Origin of the sequence: Thiolapillus sp. (assembly GCF_048562965.1) — a bacterium.
In the GTDB taxonomy this organism is placed as follows: domain Bacteria; phylum Pseudomonadota; class Gammaproteobacteria; order Chromatiales; family Chromatiaceae; genus Thiolapillus; species Thiolapillus brandeum_A.
This window is the reverse complement of record NZ_JBHNMF010000966.1, coordinates 1-1067: the sequence shown is the minus strand read 5'-3', so window position 1 is coordinate 1067 and position 1067 is coordinate 1. Positions and strand designations below refer to the sequence as shown.

General features: G+C 46.9%; 2 protein-coding genes. Both read right to left on the bottom strand.

All coding sequences use genetic code 11. From position 1 onward, the window contains the following. Window positions 1–328: 328 nt before the first annotated feature. On the bottom strand, window positions 329–619 hold the full coding sequence (locus tag ACOCD2_RS21530; RefSeq protein WP_293650438.1) for a type II toxin-antitoxin system RelE/ParE family toxin: 291 nt from the start codon (window positions 617–619) through the stop codon (window positions 329–331). Continuing rightward, window positions 607–879: a CopG family ribbon-helix-helix protein gene (locus ACOCD2_RS21525; protein ID WP_293649656.1), complete on the bottom strand. Its 273-nt coding sequence runs from the start codon at window positions 877–879 to the stop codon at window positions 607–609. The genes ACOCD2_RS21530 and ACOCD2_RS21525 overlap by 13 nt, the downstream gene beginning before the upstream one ends. Window positions 880–1067: the final 188 nt, after the last annotated feature.

The window sequence follows — 1067 nt, the reverse complement described above, 5'->3', positions numbered from 1 at the left end:
ATCTGTATTCGATTACGGAAGAAGCACTTTTGAATATATTGCCGGAAGAATATGAGCATTTTCTTTGAGCCAGCAAAGCAACCCGCTTTTGAAGCATTTAACAGGCTGTTGAAAAAGACATGTCGAATCCCGTGTGATTATATTCCAAAAAGGAGCTATCCTTTGTTCCGAACCCGCCAGATATTGAATGACTGGCTCACGCAAAACCCGGAGACCGTAAGTTTCTGTTCAAATGCCCCCGCTAGTCCATACAGGCGCACAGCACAAAGTTGGATGGCGATAAATAGGTGGGAGTTGGTGCGGTAGCGATTGACTTCTTTCTTAATCTTTAGTATCCGGCTTCTTTTTGATGTCTCACGGCAAGAATCGTTGCGGTTTCACCATCGAAGCGATACAACGCGATATAGCCACTACTTCCGAAATCGATCAGCCATTCCCGAAACACTGGTTCCATATCTTCAACTGGACGTCCTGCCTCTGGCTGGTGTGCCAGTATTTTCACGCCTGCCCGTATTGTTTTGATGGCACGTCGAGCCGCGCCTTCATCTTTCAGGGCAAGAAAGCGATAGAGTCGCTGTACGTCAGCGAGAGCTGGCGGAGACCAGATCAGATGTGGCACTTAGGCAGCTCCGCATCTTCGCCCGCTTCAAGCTTCGCCAGCCATGCGTCAGCTTCTTCAAGCGTCAGATGCAGTCCGTTTTCCTGGTAGGCTTCCCAGGCGCGCAGCGCATCCTGTTTGAAAGATTCTCGTTTTTCCTCACGCTCAACATAGTCTCGAATCGCTTCGCGCATGATCCAGTGCGATGAACGATGCCGCACTTCAGCTAAGTGCTGGATCCGGCTTTTCAGATCATCATCAAGTTTTACTGATGTTGCCATTTTGCCGCCTCAATATCAAAAGGTAATACCTTTGAATACTATACCATAAAATCTCTTGCTTACTACCGAGTAAAGAAAACCACCGTATTCTTTACAAGCTGCAATCACCCCATAAATCATCGACAACCACTGGTTATCCGCAAAGAAATAGCGTGAACTTATCTACGTAAATATAACGAGTGTTTATT